This is a genomic window from Pectobacterium hainanensis, from assembly GCF_046237015.1.
Taxonomy (GTDB): Bacteria; Pseudomonadota; Gammaproteobacteria; order Enterobacterales; family Enterobacteriaceae; genus JBJYIN01.
On record NZ_JBJYIN010000009.1, the window covers coordinates 129,486 to 144,505 of the forward strand.

At 46.8% G+C, this 15,020-nt stretch carries 13 protein-coding genes; 6 read left to right on the plus strand and 7 right to left on the minus strand.

Features of this window, described 5'->3' with window-relative positions:
- Positions 1 to 48: 48 nt before the first annotated feature.
- The 4 genes from nrdD to pyrB form a co-directional block, all read right to left on the minus strand.
- The gene (nrdD, locus tag ACKPVM_RS11335) at positions 49 to 2,187 is read right to left on the minus strand and encodes an anaerobic ribonucleoside-triphosphate reductase (RefSeq protein WP_409309147.1); all 2,139 of its coding nucleotides are present in this window, start codon (positions 2,185 to 2,187) and stop codon (positions 49 to 51) included.
- 445 nt (positions 2,188 to 2,632) lie between these two features.
- Positions 2,633 to 3,019, minus strand: coding sequence for a 2-iminobutanoate/2-iminopropanoate deaminase (gene ridA, locus ACKPVM_RS11340; protein WP_409309148.1), 387 nt, complete (start codon positions 3,017 to 3,019; stop codon positions 2,633 to 2,635).
- A gap of 128 nt (positions 3,020 to 3,147) precedes the next feature.
- Positions 3,148 to 3,612 (minus strand): aspartate carbamoyltransferase regulatory subunit, encoded by a 465-nt coding sequence (pyrI, locus tag ACKPVM_RS11345; RefSeq protein ID WP_409309149.1) that lies wholly within the window; start codon positions 3,610 to 3,612, stop codon positions 3,148 to 3,150.
- A 33-nt stretch (positions 3,613 to 3,645) separates the two neighbouring features.
- Positions 3,646 to 4,581, minus strand: a complete 936-nt coding sequence (pyrB, locus tag ACKPVM_RS11350; protein WP_409309150.1) for an aspartate carbamoyltransferase — start codon at positions 4,579 to 4,581, stop codon at positions 3,646 to 3,648.
- Between the two features lie 585 nt (positions 4,582 to 5,166).
- Between pyrB and ACKPVM_RS11355 the strand changes: the two genes are divergently transcribed.
- Positions 5,167 to 5,634 carry a NanQ anomerase/TabA/YiaL family protein gene (locus ACKPVM_RS11355; RefSeq protein WP_409309151.1) on the plus strand — a complete coding sequence of 156 codons (468 nt, stop codon included), beginning with the start codon at positions 5,167 to 5,169 and terminating at the stop codon, positions 5,632 to 5,634.
- 49 nt (positions 5,635 to 5,683) lie between these two features.
- Here ACKPVM_RS11355 and argF read toward each other — a convergent pair whose 3' ends face one another.
- On the minus strand, positions 5,684 to 6,691 hold the full coding sequence (argF, locus tag ACKPVM_RS11360; RefSeq protein WP_409309152.1) for an ornithine carbamoyltransferase: 1,008 nt from the start codon (positions 6,689 to 6,691) through the stop codon (positions 5,684 to 5,686).
- A 162-nt stretch (positions 6,692 to 6,853) separates the two neighbouring features.
- Here argF and rraB point away from each other — a divergent pair, with 162 nt between their 5' ends.
- Complete coding sequence (gene rraB / locus ACKPVM_RS11365; protein WP_409309153.1) at positions 6,854 to 7,279, plus strand: ribonuclease E inhibitor RraB; 426 nt, start codon at positions 6,854 to 6,856, stop codon at positions 7,277 to 7,279.
- Between the two features lie 121 nt (positions 7,280 to 7,400).
- On the plus strand, positions 7,401 to 9,548 hold the full coding sequence (locus ACKPVM_RS11370; protein ID WP_409309154.1) for a rhomboid family intramembrane serine protease: 2,148 nt from the start codon (positions 7,401 to 7,403) through the stop codon (positions 9,546 to 9,548).
- A gap of 104 nt (positions 9,549 to 9,652) precedes the next feature.
- Here ACKPVM_RS11370 and ACKPVM_RS11375 read toward each other — a convergent pair whose 3' ends face one another.
- On the minus strand, positions 9,653 to 10,156 hold the full coding sequence (locus tag ACKPVM_RS11375; protein ID WP_409309155.1) for a GNAT family N-acetyltransferase: 504 nt from the start codon (positions 10,154 to 10,156) through the stop codon (positions 9,653 to 9,655).
- Between the two features lie 368 nt (positions 10,157 to 10,524).
- Here ACKPVM_RS11375 and ACKPVM_RS11380 point away from each other — a divergent pair, with 368 nt between their 5' ends.
- Positions 10,525 to 11,706: a YjgN family protein gene (locus ACKPVM_RS11380; RefSeq protein WP_409309156.1), complete on the plus strand. Its 1,182-nt coding sequence runs from the start codon at positions 10,525 to 10,527 to the stop codon at positions 11,704 to 11,706.
- Between the two features lie 9 nt (positions 11,707 to 11,715).
- Complete coding sequence (locus tag ACKPVM_RS11385; protein WP_409309157.1) at positions 11,716 to 12,753, plus strand: M48 family metallopeptidase; 1,038 nt, start codon at positions 11,716 to 11,718, stop codon at positions 12,751 to 12,753.
- A 65-nt stretch (positions 12,754 to 12,818) separates the two neighbouring features.
- Here ACKPVM_RS11385 and ACKPVM_RS11390 read toward each other — a convergent pair whose 3' ends face one another.
- Entirely contained in the window at positions 12,819 to 13,748 is a 930-nt protein-coding gene (locus ACKPVM_RS11390; RefSeq protein ID WP_409309158.1) for a LysR family transcriptional regulator, read from the minus strand.
- 114 nt (positions 13,749 to 13,862) lie between these two features.
- On the opposite strand from ACKPVM_RS11390, the gene ACKPVM_RS11395 reads away from it, so the two are divergent.
- The gene (locus ACKPVM_RS11395) at positions 13,863 to 14,996 is read left to right on the plus strand and encodes a M20 family metallopeptidase (RefSeq protein WP_409309159.1); all 1,134 of its coding nucleotides are present in this window, start codon (positions 13,863 to 13,865) and stop codon (positions 14,994 to 14,996) included.
- The last annotated feature ends 24 nt before the right edge of the window (positions 14,997 to 15,020 follow it).

A 15,020-nucleotide genomic window follows, 5' to 3' on the forward strand; every position in this document is an offset into this window, starting at 1 on the left:
GGCGGGGATGACGTCCAATTCAGAATGATGACGGTGTTTTCCGGTCGATCAACCTAATTGCCCATTGCCTAAATGTTTGATGCGGCGTTTAACTTCTTCCTGTTTGCCTGCGTTAAATGGACGAGCGTCTGGGCTACCGAGATACCCGCAAACGCGGCGAATGACGGACACGCGCGTAGAATCATGATTACCGCATTTAGGGCAGGTGAAACCCTTGCTGGTACACTCAAACTCACCGGTGAAGCCGCATTCGTAGCATTCATCTATCGGTGTGTTGGTACCATAGTAGGGAACGCGGGTATAACTATAATCCCAGACATCTTCCAGCGCTTTCAGGTTATGTTGCAGGTTCGGGTATTCGCCGTAGCAAATGAATCCACCGTTTGCCAGAGGTGGATAAGGCGCTTCAAAATCAACCTTCTCGTAAGGGTTAACCTTCTTCTCGACATCCAAATGGAAACTGTTGGTGTAGTAGCCTTTGTCGGTCACACCTGGTACAACGCCGAATTCAGCAGTATCCAGACGACAGAAACGATCGCACAAGTTTTCACTCGGCGTACTGTACAGGCTGAAGCCGTAGCCCGTTTCTTCTTTCCACTGTTCGGTCGCTGTTTTCATACGCGCTACGATAGCCACCGCTTTTGCTCGTAGTGTTTCATTGTCGAAAACGTGCTCTTTCGTACCAAATAGCGCATTGATGGTTTCGTGAATGCCGATGTAGCCCAGAGAGATAGACGCTCGGCCATTTTTGAAGATGTCGGCGACGTTATCGTCTGCGTTAAGACGGACTCCGCATGCCCCTTCCATGTAAAGGATTGGCGCGACGCGGGCTTTTACATTTTCAAGCCGTGCGATACGCGTCATCAGCGCTTTTTTCGCCAGAGCCAGACGTTGGTCGAATAGCGTCCAGAAACGGACCTCATCACCGTTCGCTTCCAGTGCGATGCGTGGCAGGTTGAGGCTGATGACGCCTAAATTGTTGCGGCCATCGTGGATTTGTTTGCCATTCTCTTCATACACACCGAGGAAACTACGGCAGCCCATAGGGGTTTTAAATGAACCGGTAACTTCAACCACCTGATCGTAATTCAGGATATCGGGATACATGCGTTTACTGGCACATTCCAATGCCAGTTGTTTAATGTCGTAATTGGGATCGCCAGCTTTATGGTTCAGGCCGTCACGAATAGCAAAAACCAGCTTGGGGAAAACGGCTGTTTTGTGGTTTTTCCCGAGCCCTGCGATACGATTACGCAGAATGGATTCCTGAATCAGGCGTGATTCCCAACTTGTGCCCAACCCGAAACCAAAGGTGACAAATGGCGTTTGGCCGTTGGCTGTGTGTAACGTGTTGACTTCATACTCCAGCGACTGGAAGGCGTCGTAGCACTCTTTTTCCGTACGGGTGAGGGCATAGTTGTCAGCGTCAGGAATGTTCCACTCTTTCGCCACTGATATGTGTTTGGCGTGGCTGGCGGCAACGAATGGTGCCAGTATTTCATCGATACGGTTAATCGTAGTACCACCATAAATATGGCTGGCAACCTGAGCGATGATTTGAGCGGTGACGGCTGTGGCCGTTGAAATCGATTTTGGCGGTTCGATTTCCGCATTCCCCATCTTGAACCCATTAGTCAACATGCCATCCAGATCGATCAGCATGCAGTTGAACATCGGGAAGAAAGGAGAGTAGTCCAAATCGTGATAGTGGATCTCGCCGCGTTCATGAGCCAACACGACATCGCGTGGCAGAATGTACTGTTTGGCATAGTGCTTTGCGACAATACCGGCCAACAAATCACGTTGGGTAGGGATCACTTTGCTGTCTTTGTTCGCGTTTTCGTTCAGCAGCGCCACATTGCTTTGCTCGACCAGACCACGAATTTCCTGATTCAACCGCCCCTGACGTTCGCGAGCGACGTCACGATCGTGACGATATTCAATGTAGGTCCGCGCTAATTGCTTATAGTTGCCGGACATGAGCAGGTTTTCGACAGAATCCTGGATTTCACGGATATCCACTCGTGATTTGCCCTGCATTTGTTGAGCGACCGCACAGGCCACAGTTGCGCAGTAATCTGCATCATTGACACCGGCTGCATGCGCCGCGCGTTCGACTGCCTCTTTGATACGCACTTCATCAAAAGGCACCTGGCAACCGTCCCGTTTAATCACTACTGGTTTCACGTTTCATTCCTCTGTCAACGTTATCCACAGGCGAAAACCACAGCTCACAAGGGCTGCGTGTCCTGTGGATGATATTGTGGATAAACACTACATGTGGGTCATGTTTATAGGATAGACACTATATATTGAAACTGCATAGAAGGGGATGCGGTTTTATCACCGTAAAATTGATATAGAGCAAAGAAATTTTGGCGTCGTAGATAAATCGTGCTTGTATAAAAAACAACCACAAAAAGTGTGGCATTGGCAAAGACTTGCCACGCGTGGCGTCGGCGTTTTTTGGCGTATTTTTATCGTCCCCAAATAGGGGAAAGGCAGAAATATCTGAAATGTATGGCTGCGTTTTTTTATGGTGATGACCGTGAATGTGTGGTCATCGTGCCAAATCGGCATAAAGAAAAGGCGCTCTCAATAGAGTGCGCCCTGTTATGAACAGCGTTAAGCATTAGCGGCGAACGGCAATCGCTTCAATCTCGATTTTAACGTCTTTCGGCAAGCGTGCGACCTCAACGCAAGAGCGTGCAGGGAACGGCGCTTCGTGCTCGTTGAAGAAGGCTTCATAGGCGGTGTTGACGAGCGTGAAATCGTGCAGATCTTTCACGAAAACCGTGGTTTTGACGATATCGGCAACTTTCAGGCCTGCGGCTTCCACAATGGCTTGAACGTTTTCCAGAGACTGACGTGTTTGTGCCGTAATATTATCGGCAACTAAACCACTTTTCGGGTTTACCGGGATCTGACCGGATGTGATGATCATGCTACCGAGATCGACGCCTTGTACATAGGGGCCAATGGCAGCAGGAGCGTGTTCTGTACTGATAATACGTGACATGGTATCTCCTGATGAAGCGGTAAAAGGGACCTAACGCAGTCATTATTCAAAAAAGCCCTGCGTCAAGCAATGTTCTTGAGCAGGGGAATGTTTTTATAATGGTAATGTTATAAATGTAACCGGTGTGCTTAGCGATCTTGTAGTACGGCCTTGCGCTCGAATTCTTTCTCGCAGTATTTACATTTGAGGTGAACTTCTCCTTCGCGTTGTTTCACGCTGAACGAGGAGGACACAGGCTCGCTCCGGCTGATGCAATTGCTGTTGGGGCAGGTGAGTACGCCATCAATGCGTTCCGGCAGAGTTGGCACCAGTTTGCGTACCACATCATAGTTTTCAATCTGGTTGACGGTAGCTTGTGGTGCGTACATGGCCAGTTGGTTTGCCTGTTGCTCAGTTAGAAAGACGTTTTCTATTTTTATCAAATCTTTTCGCCCAAGATGGTTTGAGGGCAAATTAAGGCCAATCGTGATACGTTGGTCGGTGGCGGTGAGTTTGAACAGTGTCAACAGTTTAAAACCAACCTGAGCGGGAATGTGGTCGATTACGGTGCCACACTTGATGGCTTCTACTTGTAATTTATTATCATGCGTCATGGCTATTCCTCTCTCTTCTTTCCTCACCGGATCTCACAGAACCAGTTCGCTATTCAGTACCAGCGCCAGCAGTGCCTGACGTGCGTAAATCCCATTGCCTGCCTGTTGGAAGTAATAAGCGTAAGGCGTTGCATCGACATCTGTGGTGATTTCGTCTACTCGAGGCAGAGGATGCAGGACTTTCAGGTTATCACACGCATTTTGTAAGTCGCTCGCCCGCAGAATAAATTGTGACTTGATATTGATGTATTCTGATGGGTCCAAACGTTCTTTTTGCACCCGTGTCATATAAAGGATATCCAGATCCGCAACGACGTCATCAATGCTGGTATGCAGGCTGTACGTGATGTTTTTTTCTTCCAGCATGCTCAGGATGTAATCCGGCATGGCCAGCGCGTCCGGGGCGATAAAGTAGAAACGGTTGCCATCGAATTTCGCCAACGCCTGTGTCAGAGAATGTACCGTCCTGCCGTATTTCAAGTCACCCACCATGGCGATGTTGATGTTGTTCAGACGGCCCTGCGTTTCCTGGATGGTGAAGAGGTCAAGCAGTGTTTGCGTTGGGTGCTGATTAGCACCATCGCCTGCATTCAGGACCGGAATTCCGCCAGAGAATTCGGTTGCCAGTCGTGATGCGCCTTCTTGTGGATGACGCATCACGATGGCATCAACATATTGGCTAATGACGGAGATCGTATCTGCTAATGTCTCGCCTTTTTTTCCCAGCGATGTGTTGTTACTGTCGGCAAAGCCGACCACGGAAGCCCCCAACCGATGCATCGCGGTCTCGAAGGATAAACGTGTTCGCGTTGAGGCTTCAAAAAAACAGCTGGCAATGACTTTGTGTTTTAACAGTTCAGGCTGAGGTTTGGCTTTCAGGCTTGCGGCAACCCGCAAGGCTAACGCTAAATCCTCCCGGCTGAGGTCGTTAATCGAAATGATGTGTTTTTGATAAAGCGGATTGACCATTTTTGTTTTTCTCCTCACGGTTGGCCCGGCAAACACGGAACGATTCGGTATAACAGGCAAAAAAAAGCCCCTCAACAGAGGGGCTTTTTAAATAATCGGTTAAGTAACGGAAAGGAAAACGCTGGCTCCCTGCCGGATGGCAGTTGTGGTTGAGTACCAACATCAGCAGCGATTTTATTAATGCAATAGCGCATAACCCCTCCGGCAAATTGTCGGCGATTATACGCGCCGATGACGCTAATTCAAGCAGAAAACGTGATTTTTTGCGTATCGCAATCGGTTGCGATATGAATATCACGCTCTTAAAAATAATGCTTTGGAAGAGAATAATGTGGTGCGGGACATGGAGTGTTCATCCATACCCGATAGACTGAAATATCCAGATCAGACATCTGGTTGAATCATTCTCATTAAGGCCATCGACGTGCATAATCGATACGATTAATGACGCCGAATGCCGAATAGTGAAATTCAGCTCACCTTTTCAGGATAACGCGCTGGCGAGGGCGATATTTGGAGAGTATAAAGTTTGCCATGATGCGGTTTTTATAAAACATGGTTTCATTTTAAAACGGAGACATAGTTATGATCACAGGCAATATCCATCATCTTGAGCTGGTTCCTTATCTGCCTGCCAAGCTGCGCGATGCTATCGAATACGTTAAGAAAAATATCACGGCAGATACGCCGTTGGGTAAGCATGATATCGACGGCAACAATGAATTTGTGCTGGTTTCTAACGATAGCACTGACCTGCTGGAAAAACGGCGTGCTGAGTATCATGCCAAATATCTGGATATCCAGATTGTGCTGTCTGGTGTCGAAGGTATGACGTTTAGCAACCTGCCTGCGGGTAAGCCGGATACGGATTGGCTGGCAGATAAAGATATTGCGTTTCTGCCATCGGGTGAACAGGAAAAGCAGTTTGTGATGCAAGCAGGGGACTTCGTGGTTTTCTTCCCAGGTGAAGTTCACAAACCATTGTGTGCCGTTGGTGAGCCAGCGCATGTACGCAAAGCCGTGGTGAAGATTGACGCTTCATTGGTACGGTAATGACGATTTCCCTCCCCGTTATAGGGGGAGGGCTAATCGCTGTGGCGCGTTAATCCTGGCTTAATGTCGCGACCATAACGGCTTTTATCGTGTGCATACGGTTTTCAGCCTGATCGAACACGATGCTATGTGTTGATTCGAATACCTCATCCGTCACTTCTATTCCACCGTACAGCCCGTATTGTTCCGCCATTTGTTTGCCAAGCGTCGTTTGATCGTCATGAAAGGCTGGCAGGCAGTGCAGGAATTTCACCTGTGAGTTACCTGTTGCGGCAATCATTGCCATATTCACCTGATAAGGTTTTAGCAGTGCAATACGTTCCTGCCAAACCTCTTTCGGTTCTCCCATAGAAACCCATACGTCGGTATAGATAAAGTCAACGCCAGCAACGCCCGTGGCAACATCTTCCGTTAATGTGATGCTTCCGCCCATTTGTTTGGCTGCGGCCTGACATTCTGCAACCAGACCAGCTTCTGGCCAACAGGCTGTCGGTGCAACCAGACGCAAATCTAATCCGGTTAGTGCAGCCGCTTCCAGCATGGTATTGCCCATGTTGTTACGCGCATCGCCGACATAGGCCAGTTTCATGGATGACAGTGGTTTTCCCGGTAAATGTTCCTGCATAGTTAACAAATCTGCCAACAGTTGGGTCGGGTGGAATTCATCCGTTAACCCGTTCCAGACGGGGACGCCAGCATACTGTGCCAGCGTTTCGACAATTTGCTGACCATAGCCACGGTATTGAATACCATCGTACATTTTTCCCAGTACCCGGGCCGTGTCTTTAATGGACTCTTTATGACCGATTTGGCTACCGCTTGAACCTAAATAGGTTGCTCGCGCGCCCTGATCATACGCAGCAACTTCGAAAGAGCAGCGAGTTCGGGTCGAATCTTTTTCGAAGATGAGTGCGATGTTTTTGCCTTGCAGATGATGAGTTTCGTTGCCGCTTTTTTTATCGGCTTTTAGTTTGGCTGACAGGGCTAAAAGGTTGGCGATTTCTTCGGGGGTAAAATCCATTAACCTTAAAAAATGACGTTTATATATCGATTTCATAACAGACATCTCCGTGTGGCTCAACGCTATCGGTTGAATATAAATTCACTTTATATGTGTAATTATTCAATTTCAAGTGTTGATGTCAAACTTTATGGTGGAGACCTCTGCAACGCTGTGGGACAATAACGAAATATTACGTCGATTAATGAGGACTGAGGCATGGCAAACCGCGAACTGCTGGAAGAACAGCGTGAAGAGACACGCCTGATCATCGAAGAACTGCTGGAGGATGGCAGCGATCCCGATGCGCTTTATACTATTGAGCATCATTTTTCAGCGGAGAAATTTGACGTACTGGAAAAGGTTGCTGTAGAAGCATTCAAACTCGGCTACGAAGTGACGGATGCAGAGGAACTCGAAGTTGAGGACGGTGTTTTGCTGATGTGTTGTGATGCGATTAGCGAAGTGGCGTTGAATGCTGAGTTAATCGATGCGCAGGTAGAGCAACTCCTGACACTGGCTGAACGTCATGGTGTGAACTATGACGGCTGGGGAACCTATTTCGAGGATCCTGATGGCGAAGACGGTGAGGAAGGAGAAGACGAAGACTTTTATGATGAAGATGATGACGGAAAACGTCATTAAGTATGCCCGCGTGCCGTTAAAATAATTTGGGTGAAGTTGACCAATTTCACCCAAATTACCGCATGTATTTTCCCCCGCTATTAAATTTATTATGTTGGTTGGCTTATTTTTAATGGAATAAATGATGTCAATAATAGGTGTTTTACATAAAAGCTATAGTGTTAAATCGGGTGTTCGTTACCCATATGTTTGCTCAGCTATTATAATAATAAATATAGCTGTTTATATTTTTCAAGAGGTGTTAAATGACTATCCACCTACATTCTCAGTATACTCACTTTATAAGATGGGTGGAAATGTTGGTGCATTAACATTAAGCGGCGATATATGGAGAATGTTCACGTCTTTATTCTTACATGGCAACTTAAAACACCTTGCAATGAATATGTTTGCGTTGTTAGTTTTTGGTAGCTTAGCGGAGAAACGATGGGGGCACTTTACCTTCTTTGTCGTGTATTTTGTTTGTGGATTGGCCGCCTCATTTTGTAGTGCTATTTGGAATTATTATAATGAAGCGGTAACAGTTTTTGATCAACACGTCTTTACTGTTATTGTTTCTGTTGGTGCATCCGGGGCGATAGCCGGTATTTTGGGGGCTTGTATTGAACTTGCTTTTTCTGAAGAAGAAGACGGTGAAAGTGCACTCACATTTAGCGAATATTTTTTATTGGTTTTTTTCTTCTTTTCTTACGGTTTTTTTACCTCTAACGTTGATAATGTTGCTCACATCGGTGGTTTTATTATCGGAATCGCATTGTGCCTACCGTTAATGCTCTATCGTATCGAATGGTGCGAAAAGCGCACCATGTATATCTTCTATCTGATCTTTGTAGCATCGTTTGGTTTTCTTTTTTCATGGATGCTCCGCGATGAGTATGCGAAGCATGCGCCTGATGAATTAAGAGAGAAGGTGCAGAATATTTATACGAAGATGGAATATGATCGTCAACGAGCTATTTATTTGAAGGACATGGAGAAAATAGATGCTGACGCCGCCCGTAATGAATGGAAAAAACACGCTGCGACGCTTGAAAAGTTAGATACTAATACAGTGCAGTTAATCGATGAATCCCAATCAGCGGGGGTGTTATTACCTGGTTTTAATGGTCGTAAAGCTATTGCGGCCTTAGACGGCTCATTTTTCTTGTTAGCAGGGTCACATCAGGCTGATAATAAATATTATGAAACCGTCTATCGTTATTCGCTTCAGAAGCCGAATTTTTTGGATAAAGTGATTGATGCTGCTCGTGCTGAATTTGATGTGAATGAATTAATAACTAAACAATATATTTCCAGATTGGATGATGATAAACGAGCAGCGTTCACTCGTTTTAGTGAAGAGAAAAAAGAGGAAACTATTCGCCAGTATGCTAAATATTCCATTGAGGTTCCACTGATTGAGTTGTTTGGCCGAGGTATTGCGGATATGGCAGTGAGTGAGGATGGTCAATACGGTTATTTTGCCTCACTGGAAAAAAGTTCTGTTAGTGTGGTCGATTTATCAGATAAACGTATTATTAACACTGCCAAGATCGGTAATGCTCCAAAGTCATTGGTGGTTCATGAAAACAGAATTTACGTTCTTGACCCCTCAATGTTCACTTTATTTATTCTCGATCGTGAATCTTTGTCTATCATCGATACCTTAAGTTGGGCCGATGAGGGAAGTGATTACGCCGACTATATGTCATGGATGAAGAAAACTAAAATGGTAATAGATGGGGATGGGAACCATCTCTACTTTATTGATTATCGTAGTTTGTACTCAGTGTCCCTTTCAAAGAAAACGATCACGCGTATTGATCGACTTAGTCATTCCCGAACGTTGTCTTTTAGTGACGGCGCATTGGATATTCGTACAGATAAGCAAGGAAGAGTATGGGCGCTGTTTGAGGATGGTATTTATTTACCCGATATGGAAGAGGATTTGTATTTTGAATGTCATCCCCAGTCCTTCTCAAGGGAAATGTCAAATAATGCTGTTTTGGTTGTGATGAAAGATGGTTCTATGTTAATTGCGGAACCCAGACTGGATAAACAGCGTATTTATGGCTATTCCGCCAGAACGGGCCTGTTGCTGCGAGTATGGGGGATGGGACATTATAGTCGTGATGAATTTAGTTTGATGGACATGCATGATGGTGAACATATGTTCAGCTGGGCGGATAGAGAAGCACGCCTGCTGAAATTGAATCAAAGTACGATTATCTCTCCCGAATTACGTGAAACGGATTCGCTCTCGCGTTATCGGTGCCTTACTCAGGAATAACCACCGGGCGCCACCGCTTTGCGTTGTAAGTGCGGTGGCATTCTTTTTTACTTACGTACAACCGGCGCTGTGGGTTGGTTGTACGTTAGAAGATAGATGAAATATCACAGCTTTTTCAGCATGGCCACTTCGCAGTCGGTATGTCCGGTATTTCCCATCGAATGAGGGATATGTTCAAAACCGAGTGACTGGTAGAGCCGAATTGCGCTGGTTAAATGGGCGGTTGTTTCCAGGTAGCAACGGCGAAAACCGTGCTGCCGAGCAAATTCCAGCGCCTGTAACGCGAGTTGTCTTGCCAGTCCTTTTCCGCGCACTACGGGTAAAAAATACATTTTTTGCAATTCACACACGTCATCATCACCCGCGATTAACGGTGCGATGCCACCGCCGCCAACGACTTTACCTTCGTGTTCGACGACCCAATAGGCGCTGTTTGGCTGGTTGTATAGCGTAAACAGGTTATCCAGATTGGGATCGGATACGGTATAGCCCTTATCGGCCGTCAAACCAAATTCAGCCGATACGCAACGGATAACGTAGGCGATGGCTGCGTCGTCTTGTACTGTAATCGGGCGCACCCGAAGGCTGACAGGAATTGCGGTTGTCATGATGTTTGCTCTTGTATTCTTGTTGTCTCTGACGTGATTTTATACCTAATGCCGCTGTGATGTCGTGGTTGTGCGAATGGGGAATTGCAACGCGCATCCACGAGTTTCCACCTTCATATGCTTTGAGCACGATAAGGCCAGCTTTTAGTGTAATAGCATCTAACCCTATTTCGATGCAATAGCTGATTTTGTTGTTGTGTTTTTGTTCACCATGGTGGTGGTTAATGATGATTATTTTTTGTGATGATTGTTTTGCGATGATTGTTGTAAGCGGCCCGACATGATTTAATAAGCCGCTTTTTTACATGTTAAATGACCCTTAACGAATAAGGGGTCAATGAACGATTTCTTTTAGGATGAAAGGTTTCATGGATATCAATACGTCGGAAAATAAAATGCGTCATCAGGTGAAATTTCACGGTAGCGGTGGTGAATATTTCTCTATCTGGTTAGTCAATGCATTATTAACTGCGGTGACTTTGGGGATATATTCAGCTTGGGCGACAGTTCGCCGCCGCCGTTATTTTTATGGAAATACAGAAATTAATGGCGACCGTTTTGACTATCATGCACAGCCTATGCAGATTCTAAAAGGCCGTCTCTTGGTGATCGGCGGCATTATTCTGTTTTATGCGCTGATGGCGCTGTCTCCTACTCTGGGAACACTGATATTAATCGCCCTGATGGGGCTGGCACCATGGCTTATTATTCGCAGTTGGCGTTATAACGCGCTTATGTCAAGCTACCGCGGTGTACGTTTTAATTATCATTGCAAAACAGGTAGAGCCTATTGGGTTTTGCTGTTTTGTCCAATATTACTGGTATTAGGTGCTTATCTTGGCTTGTTGATTGCGGCGATCATTGCTGCGATGACGCATAGCCCTGTATTTATTACCCTATTGATACTCGCGATTGTTACTCCCGTCCTTGTCGCGGTAAAAGGCATTATTGCGATGATGCAAAACGATCTGTACGTCAATAATATGTTCTTTGGCGAGTCTTCGTTTCGTGCTGAATTGGCTAAAGGGCCTTTTATTAAATTCTTTTTGATTAGTTTGCTGATCTTTATTCCTTTTCCGATTGCAGGGATTTCATTGATCAGTCCATTCCTTTTCTCCTTACTTCGGATGGATGTGATGGGGTGGGTTCCCGAGAACGTAGCGGGTATGATGTTGATGAACAACGCCTTTAATCTGATTATGGTGTTGGCTGTGACAGCCCTCGGCGTACTGGTTTCCAGTAGCTATCTGGCGGTGGCACAGCGCAACTATCTGTTTAATCAGACGCAAATAAATGGTGATATTAAGCTACGTTCTACCATGCAAACGATGTCATACATGTGGTTACTGATAACGAATAGTTTGATTACCGTTTTTTCGTTGGGATGGGCCACGCCAGTTGCCGAGGTTCGTCATGCTCGTTATCTGGCCAATGCGACGGTGATTGAAGGCGATCTGTCTCTGTTGAATGTGCACGCGCATCAAGACAGCGCAAATACGGCGGTGGCAGAAGAAGCTGTTAACGCATTCGATCTGAATGTTGGCATTTAAGGTCGTATTATGATCGTTGCAGGATATTACCAATATCCAGGACAGGCAGCCCGTGAGGCTGCCTCTCTCGATTTGAGCGATAACGGTTCGTTGTTAGTGCTGAAAACCTCGCAGATGACCATTACCCACCCATTAGAGCAAGTTTCGGTATCTGATGCGTTGGGTTCCATTCCTCTGACGCTGTCATTCTCAGATGGCGGTCGCTTTGTACCTGATAACGATTTGGCTTTTCGCTCATGGTATGAAAAGCGTCGTCCGGTAGGGCTGGTTCATCGGCTGGAACGTTATAAGCGCGGAGTGGTATTGACCCTGCTGGTTACGATTCTAATGGGGTTCAGCTATGTTTATGTTGTGCTGCCTTGGGTCAGTGCAACGATTGCATTACATATTCCCACTGCTGTTGAACAGCAGCTTGGTAAGCATACGCAGACGTTACTCAAACACGGTGATTTCAAAGCTTCTACGTTATCGTCGGCCCGACAGCAGGAAATACAGCAACTTTTTCAGCAAGTTATCCCGCCTGAGATGCGTAATGAAAGAACACCACTGCGTCTGGAGTTGATGTCCGCTCCAATTGGGCCGAATGCGTTTATGTTGGCAGATGGCACATTGATTATCACTGACGACCTGGTCAATCTGGCAAAAGATGACAATGGATTGGCTGCCGTGATGCTGCATGAAATGGGACACCATACGTATCGGCATTCGATGCGAATGCTAGTGCGCTCTTCGCTGGTGTCATTGACCTTTATGTGGATGACGGGGGATGTCAGCGGGGTGGGGGATACGTTGCTGCAATCGGCTGCATTTGTGAATGAGCTACAGTTTTCAAGAGGCATGGAGCGCGAAGCCGATAGCTGGGCTATGGATGAAATGCAACGTCAAGGGCGACCGCTTCAGGCGATGCAGGGGATATATCAGGCGTTGATGAACCACGATCGCAGTGATGAGCATGAATCATTGGAGATTCCCGGCTGGTTAAGTACTCACCCAGATATGCAGGAAAGGCTCGACACCATCAAGGCGAGAAAAGATCAATTAAATTAGCGGGGTTGGTTCCGTCTGTTATCACTGAGGGGGGCGCGTTTCCTTCGAGAAAGCACAATATAGCGCTATCCCTGATGTTTCAGTTTACTTGTGTCGCTCAGAAAGTTGCATAACAGTTTCCAAAAATAATGAGCAGCAGGGGTAAAACGGTGGTCGGAACTCCGAAGCACATGCCACTGACTTTCTTGTGCAATATGGTGATCAATGGGGATGGCCACCAGTTCTCCCTGGTGCAAATTCGTCTTTACCGTTTGTTCAGTCATAAAAGCGATGCCCAGCCCGGCACGACTTAAAGCAATCGCACTGGCGAACAAATTACAGCAGTAGGATGGCCTGAAAATCAGCCCTTCATTGCGGAACATTGATGTGAGGTACCGCTGTAGCCCGAAGTTATCGCCCATGGCGATCAGCCGGTGTTCGGCGAGTTCCTGGACCGTAACCGTCTTGTAACTGGCAATCGGATGGTCATGTTTAACAACGGCGCATATTGGCCCCCTGTTGTAACTGTATCGTTTTAATGCTGGTTGCCCGACGGGGCCGAATCCCACGGCCATATCGACTTCTCCTTTTGCAATTAATTCGATCGATGTTTCCATGTTACCGGACGTAATATCCAGAAAAACATTGGGATATATCCGTGAAAATTCACTGACCACATGAACGATGATTTCCTCAACCAAACCTTGCCCGACACGCACGGTGACCGATCCTCCGCGCATGTGGCGCATATCATTTAGCTGCCTTTCCAGTTGATTCCTTCGTTGCTGGGTTATGGCGTAATCTCCGGCAAGTAACCTGCCTGCTTCGGTTAACACGACATTTCGACCACGTCGTTCCAGCAATGGCATTTGCAAGGTTCTTTCCAGAAGGGATAGCTGTCGGCTAACAACGGATGGATTCAATCCAAGTACATCAGCCGCCCGACGAATGCCGCCATGCAACCCGACCTCATAGAGATATCTGATGGATTTTTCCGGATAGGTGGTCAATGTCATATTTTTCACCTTATTGTTGCCTTGAAGGCAACAATAATAGCATATGCGCCTGATTCATTTTCTTTTCGATTTCATCACATACTAATCGTCGATAACCCTACGGAGAGTCATGAGATGAAAAGTGTGGTGAATTATCTAGAGCAACATTTTGATTTAATTAAAGAAGATATTCAGAAACTGGTTTTGGCAGAATCCCCTTCGACAGATAAAGGCGCGGTCGATCAATGTGGCGACGTTCTGAAACAGATTTTTCAGGAACGCCTTGGCATTCAGGCTGAGACAGAGATCCAAGAGACATACGGCAATCAGCTTAAATTTACGCTGGGAGAGGATGGTCCACAGACCACGATTCTAAGCCATTTCGATACCGTCTGGGACAAGGGGACGCTCTCTCTTCGTGAAGAAGGCGACAAGCTATATGGCCCCGGCATCCTTGATATGAAGGCGGGCCTGATTCAGGCCATCTGGGCTGTTCGTGCGCTAAAAGTGTCTGGATTACTGTCCGGAAAGCGCATTGTTTTCCTTTGTAATAGTGATGAAGAATTGGGTAGCCCAAGCTCCAGAGATTGGCTTTCTCGTCACTCAATGGGCTCGGCTCAGGTTCTGGTGGTTGAGCCAGCAACGAGCAATGGTGAGTTGAAGGTCGCTCGCAAGGGCACGGGACGTTATCACATCACGATTACTGGGTTGGCAGCCCATGCTGGCAATAATCCCGGAGATGGCATCAGTGCGATCGAAGAAATGGCATTTCAGATTCTGTTCCTGCGCGATCTCAATGCTCCAGAGAATGGGACAACCGTCAACGTTGGACTCGTGCGTGGTGGCGGTCGATTGAACGTCGTTGCGGATAATGCCGAACTGGGCATCGATACCCGCGTCACGAATGAAAAAGAAGCGCAACGTATCCACGATGCTATCAGTAATCTCTCCCCTCATATCCCAGGTATTCAACTGAAAATAGAAGGGGGACAAACGCGTCCACCGATGGAACAGACACCTCAATCGCAGTTAATGCTTAAACGTGCGCAGAACGTTGCCGCAACGCTAGGGTTTTCTGTCGCTGGAAAAGCTGTCGGTGGGGGGAGCGATGGTAATTTCACGGCGGCCCTTGGTATTCCCACGTTGGATGGGTTGGGTGCCACAGGAAGCGGTATCCATGCACTTCATGAACATATCCTGCCTGCCGACATTGTACCGCGCGCCGCGTTGGTTGCCGGAATGTTGCTTGATGAGAACGACGCAAAATGATCGCGTTAATGACAGATAAAACAT

Bases quoted from the DNA above. Each gene is read 5' to 3' on its own strand.
- ridA (WP_409309148.1), bottom strand. From the start codon at position 3,019: ATGTCACGTATTATCAGTACAGAACACGCTCCTGCTGCCATTGGCCCC.
- pyrI (WP_409309149.1), bottom strand. From the start codon at position 3,612: ATGACGCATGATAATAAATTACAAGTAGAAGCCATCAAGTGTGGCACC.
- pyrB (WP_409309150.1), bottom strand. From the start codon at position 4,581: ATGGTCAATCCGCTTTATCAAAAACACATCATTTCGATTAACGACCTC.
- ACKPVM_RS11355 (WP_409309151.1), top strand. From the start codon at position 5,167: ATGATCACAGGCAATATCCATCATCTTGAGCTGGTTCCTTATCTGCCT.
- argF (WP_409309152.1), bottom strand. From the start codon at position 6,691: ATGAAATCGATATATAAACGTCATTTTTTAAGGTTAATGGATTTTACC.
- rraB (WP_409309153.1), top strand. From the start codon at position 6,854: ATGGCAAACCGCGAACTGCTGGAAGAACAGCGTGAAGAGACACGCCTG.
- ACKPVM_RS11370 (WP_409309154.1), top strand. From the start codon at position 7,401: ATGATGTCAATAATAGGTGTTTTACATAAAAGCTATAGTGTTAAATCG.
- ACKPVM_RS11375 (WP_409309155.1), bottom strand. From the start codon at position 10,156: ATGACAACCGCAATTCCTGTCAGCCTTCGGGTGCGCCCGATTACAGTA.
- ACKPVM_RS11380 (WP_409309156.1), top strand. From the start codon at position 10,525: ATGGATATCAATACGTCGGAAAATAAAATGCGTCATCAGGTGAAATTT.
- ACKPVM_RS11385 (WP_409309157.1), top strand. From the start codon at position 11,716: ATGATCGTTGCAGGATATTACCAATATCCAGGACAGGCAGCCCGTGAG.
- ACKPVM_RS11390 (WP_409309158.1), bottom strand. From the start codon at position 13,748: ATGACATTGACCACCTATCCGGAAAAATCCATCAGATATCTCTATGAG.
- ACKPVM_RS11395 (WP_409309159.1), top strand. From the start codon at position 13,863: ATGAAAAGTGTGGTGAATTATCTAGAGCAACATTTTGATTTAATTAAA.